The sequence below is a fragment of the Streptomyces sp. NPDC001056 genome, assembly GCF_053598955.1.
On record NZ_JBSFLI010000016.1, the window covers coordinates 172,352 to 178,855 of the forward strand.

Below are 6,504 nucleotides of genomic sequence, written 5' to 3' on the forward strand. Positions count from 1 at the left end.
CCGGATGGAGCAGCGGGGCGCCCCCCTGGGATGCGGGGGCGGCCCGGCCGGGAGAACCTCCTGAGTGTCTGGAGGTTCACGATGGGCTCACTACCCCTCACTGTGTGCGGCGGTCTGCTGGCCGTCGCCGCGCTCGGTACGACGGCCCCCGGGGCGCACGCCGCGGACGCCGGCACCCTCGCCGCGGCGCCCGAAGCTCCCGCACCGGGGGCCGATGTGACCCTGCGGGTCAGCGGCTGCACCGGCCGGCAGGCCACCGCCGCCTCCCGCGCCTTCACCGCCGACGCCCGCCTCACCGGCAGCCAGGGCACCCTGTCCGGCAGGACCCGAGTCGGCTCCACGGTCGGGCCGGGGTCCTACGACGTCAAGGTCGCCTGCGCCGACCGGGTGGTCAGCGGCACGATCAGGGTCGTGGCCGAGGAAACCATGGCCAGGAACGATGCCGCGGCCGAGGACGACGCCATGGCCAGGAACGATGCCGTGGTCAGGAACGACGCCATGGCCAGGAACGACGCCGCGGCCGGGAACGATGCCGTGGCCGGGGTCGCGGCCAAGGACAAAGGAGCCTCCGCCGTCCCCGTCGACGCGGGCGCCGATGCCACCGCGCACTTCGCCACCGTGGCCACCAGCGGCTCCGGCCCCGGCACCGCCCAGGCCGTGACAGGGCTCGCGCTCGCCTCGATCGCCGCCGTCGTGGGCCTGCGCGCCCGCCGCCCCCGGCGTCCTCACTGAGCCGGCCTCACCTCGGCAGCCGGAGCCCGCCTCATCCCGACAGCCGGGTCCGCACGTTCCCGAAGTGGTCCCTCATGGCACGCTCCGCCCGCGGCGAGTCCCCGGAGCGGACCGCGTCCAGGATCTCCCGGTGCCGGCGGCAGGTGACGCGGGGGTCCTGCGGCACGTCCACCAGGTCCAGGCGCACCCGGTGGAAGGCGTCCCAGAACGCCTCCAGCACCTCGCTGAGCAGGGCGTTGTCCAGGCCCCGGTAGAGCGTGGCGTGAAAGGCGCGGTCGGTGTCGGCGAGGCCGGCACCCTGCGCCGCCTGCTGTTCCATGCGGTCGACCAGCGCGTCCAGCTCGGCCAGGTCCCTCTCCGGCAGCCGTCCGGCGAGGCGGGAGACCAGGCCGGTCTCCACGGCCTCGCGCAGTTCCAGGAGCTGGAGCAGGGAGTCCTCGCCCCGGTAGTGGCCGACGACCGTGCGGAAGGCGAGGCCCTCGATCATCGGGGCGAACGACATCGGACCGACGTACGTCCCGAAGCCGTGCCGGATCTCCACGATGCCCATCGCCTGGAGCGCCTTCAGCGCCTCGCGCACCGAGTTCCGGCTCGCGCCGAGGAACTCCATCAGCTCCGGCTCGGTCGGCAGCGGGGCCCCCGGGGGCAGCCGCCGGTCCACGATCAGCTTCTTGATCCGCTCCTGAAGGTCCCGCGCCGCCATGGCCAGAGGGTAGCGGCCCGGCATCCGAAAAGGCCCTCCGCCGTGCGCGGGGCCAGGCCAGGCCCCGGCGCCGGGGCGTGGTGGCGAGCCCCCGCTGACGACGCGTCCGCGCGGCAGACCGTCGCGGGGCGGGACGGGCCGACCGGCCCGTCCCGCCCCGCGATGCGCCGTGCGGCCCCCGGCCCGCTCGCCGTCCGGGCACGGAGGTCACCGCTGCGAGACGGTGCCGTCACTCAGCCGACGGCCACCCCGCTGGGGGCGGTGCCCACGGGGATCGTGACGATCACCGTCCTGGTGACCGGATTGATCACCGAGACCGTGTTGGACAGGAGGTTGGTCACGAAGATATGGCCGCACAGCGGGTCGGCGGCGACTCCCGTCGGTGCCTGGCCGACCGGAACCGTCCCCGAGACCGTCCCGCTCTGCCTGTTGATGACGGACACGGTGCCGTCGCCCTGGTTGGCGACGTACGCGTTGCCGCGCCACAGCGCCAGCGCGATGCCGAAGGGGGTGGCGCCCACCGGAATCGTCTTCGTGACCGAGTTGGTCCTCGTGCTGAAGACGGAGACCGCGTTGGCGGCCTGATCGGTCACGTACGCGAGGTGCCTGGACTCGTCCACGGCCACCGCGACCGGAGTGTCGCCCACGGGAACAGTGGCTGTCACCGCATTGGTGGAGGATCTGATGACGGACACGTGGTTGGCGTTGATATCGGTCACGTAGACACGGCCGAGCCGCTCGGCGGCGGCGACGGCGAACGGGCTGCCCCCGACGTTGATGGTCGCCGTGACCGAGTTCGTGGCCGTGTTGATCACCGAGATCGTGCCGGAGGTCTCGTTGGCTACGTAAACCCGTCGCCGCGAGGAGTCCACCGCGACCCCGTAAGGCCCTGTGCCGACGGGGATCGTGGCGGTCACCGTGTTGGTGGCCGTGTTGATCACGGATACCGAGTTCCCGCCGTGGTTCGTCACGTACGCGCGCTGGAGGTGCTCGGACACCGCCACGCCGAAGGGCGTCTCGCCCACCGGGATGGTGCCGATCACCCTGTTGGTGGAGGTGTTGATCACGGACACCGCGTCGTCGGCCTGGTCGGCCACGTAGACGCGGTGGTCTCGCCAGCCGTCGTTCCCCCCGGAATGCCACGTCGACACCCCCGCCCTCGAATGCTCCGTCGCGGCCTGCGAGCCGGTGGCGGGGAGTACGAGGGCGAACAGGGTGACCGCCGCGGTGGTGAGCGAGAGCCCGCCGCGTCGGGCGAGGGCCCCGCGGAGAGTTCGGGTTCGGGAGGTACGCGCCGCCCGCGGGTCGTGTGTGACTTGCATGGACACTCTCCTGACAGTCAGTGGGGTGACCGAGAACGAGGACCGCTACGGACGTGAGGGGGCCACGCTGGCGCTTCTTCACCGTTCTCTCACATGCGATCTTGCGGGGTGCATCAGGACCACGCCACAGGAGATCGCCTGGATGAGCAACACGATCACACGGGGGTGGGAGGCCGGGCGTGCGTCCCCGGGACGTTCGGGGCAGCCCGATCGCGATGGCACGGCGCGCCTCGGCCCTGGCCGGCGGCGCGAGCCACCTGCCGCCGTGGTGAAGGGAGATGGGCCGAGCGGATGACATCGGCACGGGGACACGAAAGGGCGGTGGTACGCCGCCGCCGCGCGTCGCTCGCCCCTTGCCTCGACACCTTGGAACGAGGGAGCAGGTGACGGGCCGACAGCGGGCACGGAAGAGGGGCCGGGAGGCGCACGCGCCACCGTGTCGGTCCGCGCCGATCCGGGTCGTATCGGCGCTCACCGGGCGATGGTTCCGGTCACGCTGTGGACGCGCGTCAGTCGGCGCCCTCCGAGCTGGCACCGACTGACGGATCCACCGTCCCCACGGCGGAGCTGCCCACCGGCATACGGCGGCGTCGCCTTGGTCCTTCCGTTGACGGGAAAGCCGACGGCCGTTTGCCGAGCCCCGTCCGGGGCTGTCGACCGGCGTGGATGTTTCCATTGCAGCACCCGGCGCCGAACCTCATCAAGAATTCACCGGTACCTCTCACGCCCGTCGGGTGCACACAAGAGAAAGCGTCGATGTACCACCCCTGTCACGCGTCCGAGTGCGCGTCGGCGGCTTCCTGATTCCGCTTTTCCGTGCGGGCGCGCATGAGCGCTTCTTCGAACTCCCGGGCGGCAGCCACCCGGGAGGAATCGGCCAGCAGCGACTGGAAATGATCCACATATCCGCTGCACAGGCTGGACCGTAAATCGACGGACAGCCGGACGGCCGACGTGGCGGTGGCGCAGGCATCCTCCACTTCCCCCGCCCGTAGTTGGGCCGTGGCCAGGAGAAGGAGGTCGATGGTCCGTCTGCGCTTCCGGGACCCGGGGTGGGCCGAGAGGGCTCGGGTCGCTTCCCGCATCGCGAGGTCCGGCTGATCCAACGCGAGGCAGCAATGGGCCAGTTCACCGGCAAGATACGCCTGGTCGAAGTTCTCGGCCCACTCCGGTTCGCTCTCCGTCCCGGCCTGTGCCAGCGCCTCCCGGGCCTGTACCGCGGCGTTCCGGTAGGCGGGGAGGTCACCGACGACGGCGTGCCCGCGGGCCTCCGATGCGTGCAGGAGCGCGCGGAGCGTGGGTGGGGCCGGCTGCGGGCTGCCCTGGAAGGCGATGCGGGCCGCCTGAACGACCATCCGCGTGTGGCCGGAAGAGACCGCGAGGTGACAGATACTCCTCGCGATGATGTATGCGCCGTAGCCGCGATCGTCCGCTGCCTGCGAGAGCCGCAGGGCCTGGATGTAATAGCGCTGTGCGAGTCCCGGTCTGCCGATGTCGACCGCCATGTAACCCGCCAGTTCCGTCAATCGGGCCGCGCAGGCGAAGAGCCGGCGTCCCGTGCGCTGGCTGTACGAGCCCTTGAGGAGCTTCGCGACCAGGGTGTTGAGGCAGTGGACCGCGATCGGCCTTATGTGGCCGCTCCCGAAACGGTGGTCGGCGGCGGCCAGGTCCTGGGTGATCACGCGCACCGTCTCGATGTCCGCCGCGCCGACGTGGCATCCGGCCGACCGCGAGACGTCCGTGTCGGCTTGGCCTGCCAGCCAGTCCCGGCACGATGCGAGAAGACGGGGCGTGCCCACGCTGGAACCTTGTGCGTAGGCGGGGCGCCCTGCGTCGGCTCGCCATAAGCCGCAGACCTGGTCGATCGCTCCGGACAAGGGAGGCACGAAGGTGAGTCCCGCCTTGGGCGAGTGCCGTGCCGTGAAGTCCGCCATGCCGATCTCGGCGACAGTGACCTCGCGGTTGAGCTTCCTGCTCAGCACCTCGGCGACGATCTGGGGGGTCAACCCGCGTGCTTGCTGGCCCTTCAACCAGCGGCTGACGGATGTCTTGTCGTAACGGAGGTCGAGTCCGTATTCGGCACCGCACAGGTTGATCCGGTGTGCCAGCCCCGCATTGGACACACCGGTTTCCTGAACAAGTGCCTGTAAAAGTCGATTCGGTTGACGGCCCAACAGGGGTCGAGCGGCCATGACACGCTCCTGCATATTTCGCTGATTCTCCGCGTGTTCTGCATAGCATACTCTGCCCCCTGTCCTTGGCCTGGGCATATGCGAAGGGGTGATGAATGGGGGGTCTACAGGTGTTCATGGTGTTGACCGCCCGTCAACCGGACTATCGAAAAGTCGAACGCGGACCGGGGTATCCCGGTCCGCGTTCATGGTGACAGTTCCGAGCTAATCGATCAGGCAGGTGTCCCCGGCCGTCCCGGAAAGGAGGCTCGCGCCCGCCGGCGTGTAGTTGCCGCAGTTGTTCAGCGGGTTGGTGGTGACGACGGGAGCCGAGAACCCGGACAGAAAGCCCGGGCTGTCGCTGCTCACCGCGATCGCCCCGGTGTCGGCCGACGCGATCCCGGCGCCCGTCATCACCAGGCTGCCGACGGCAACGGCAGCGAATGACATCCTTTTTGCGAAGGTCACAGGAGTCTCCTGAGTGAAGTGCCCCGCTCGGGTTGGCGGGGTGTGGTCACACGGGAGAACGAGCGTCGATTTTCCGCAGTAACGCGGACCAAGTGCTCTCGCTCACTTGGCGGATGGTACTTCGGTACGGGCCTGTCGTGTCGCTACCGCGCACCACCGCTGTTCGAGGAGCCGGCTTGCCGGAGCCGCCGTGGCGAAGGGGGCGCCACGGCGGCTCGCGGAGGAGGAACGGTTGCCCGAGCGGCACCGCGGAGGGTGCCGCTCGGGCGTGCTGCGGCGTCTCTGTGAGAACGAGCCGCCTTCGAAGGGCCGATCAGGCGAGGACGAGTGAGGCGGTGGCGCTGGACGCCGCGAAGGAGGACGTTCCCGCGAAGGTCGCCGTGTAGCGGCTGCCCGACCGGATGATGGTCTGCGGATCCACGGTCGCGTTGCTGAGCTGCGCCACACCGGAGGCGTTCGTCACGGCCGTACCCAGCGTGGTGGTGCCGACCTTGAAGGTGATCGTCTGCCCTGGCACGGGTGCGCCGGAGCTGAGCACCGTCAACGTGGCCTTCAGGGTGGAGACATGGGCGAGGCCGTCAGAGCCGATCGTGGCCGTCCCCGCTGTCGCCGTCAGGTTCGTTGCGGCCGGAGCCCCGCTCGTGACCGTCTGAGTGACCACCGGCGAGGTGGAGGGGTTGAAGGTGGCGCTTCCGTTGTAGACGGCGGTGAGGGAGTGGGTGCCGACGGTGAGGCTGGAGGTGGTGAGGGTGGCGGTGCCGCCGACGAGGGTGCTGGTGCCCAGCAGGGTGGCGCCGTCGAAGAAACTCACGGTTCCGGTCGGCGTGCCGGTACCCGGCGGCACGGCGGCGACGGTCGCGGTCAGCGTGACGGCCTGACCGACGGTGGACGGGTTGGGGGTGGAGGTGAGGGTGGTGGTGGTCGATGCCTTGGTGACGGTCTGTGTGTCGATGGGGGAGGCGGAGCTGCCGAAGTTGGTGCTTCCGCTGTAGACGGCGATGAGGGAGTGGGTGCCGACGGCGAGTCCGGAGGTGGTGAGGGTGGCGGTGCCGCCGCTGAGTGGTGCGGTGCCGATGAGGGTGGCGCCGTCGAAGAAGCTGACGGTTCC

6 protein-coding genes are annotated in these 6,504 nt (G+C 70.2%); 1 reads left to right on the forward strand and 5 read right to left on the reverse strand.

Translation table 11 applies throughout. The features are described 5' to 3' along the window. Nucleotides 1-81 precede the first annotated feature (81 nt). Nucleotides 82-732 carry a hypothetical protein gene (locus tag ACWDD7_RS20600; protein WP_450458375.1) on the forward strand — a complete coding sequence of 217 codons (651 nt, stop codon included), beginning with the start codon at nt 82-84 and terminating at the stop codon, nt 730-732. A 31-nt stretch (nt 733-763) separates the two neighbouring features. Here ACWDD7_RS20600 and ACWDD7_RS20605 read toward each other — a convergent pair whose 3' ends face one another. The 5 genes from ACWDD7_RS20605 to ACWDD7_RS20625 form a co-directional block, all read right to left on the reverse strand. Then, nucleotides 764-1,435, reverse strand: a complete 672-nt coding sequence (locus tag ACWDD7_RS20605; protein WP_351871439.1) for a FadR/GntR family transcriptional regulator — start codon at nt 1,433-1,435, stop codon at nt 764-766. Nucleotides 1,436-1,668: 233 nt separating this feature from the next. Next, nucleotides 1,669-2,757 (reverse strand): hypothetical protein, encoded by a 1,089-nt coding sequence (locus tag ACWDD7_RS20610; protein WP_450458376.1) that lies wholly within the window; start codon nt 2,755-2,757, stop codon nt 1,669-1,671. A gap of 770 nt (nt 2,758-3,527) precedes the next feature. Next, nucleotides 3,528-4,949 (reverse strand): transcriptional regulator, encoded by a 1,422-nt coding sequence (locus tag ACWDD7_RS20615; protein WP_450458377.1) that lies wholly within the window; start codon nt 4,947-4,949, stop codon nt 3,528-3,530. A 204-nt stretch (nt 4,950-5,153) separates the two neighbouring features. Next, nucleotides 5,154-5,378, reverse strand: coding sequence for a chaplin family protein (locus ACWDD7_RS20620; RefSeq protein WP_351881396.1), 225 nt, complete (start codon nt 5,376-5,378; stop codon nt 5,154-5,156). A 331-nt stretch (nt 5,379-5,709) separates the two neighbouring features. Next, nucleotides 5,710-6,504: Ig-like domain-containing protein (locus tag ACWDD7_RS20625; protein ID WP_450458379.1), on the reverse strand; the 795-nt coding region annotated here is incomplete at its 5' end.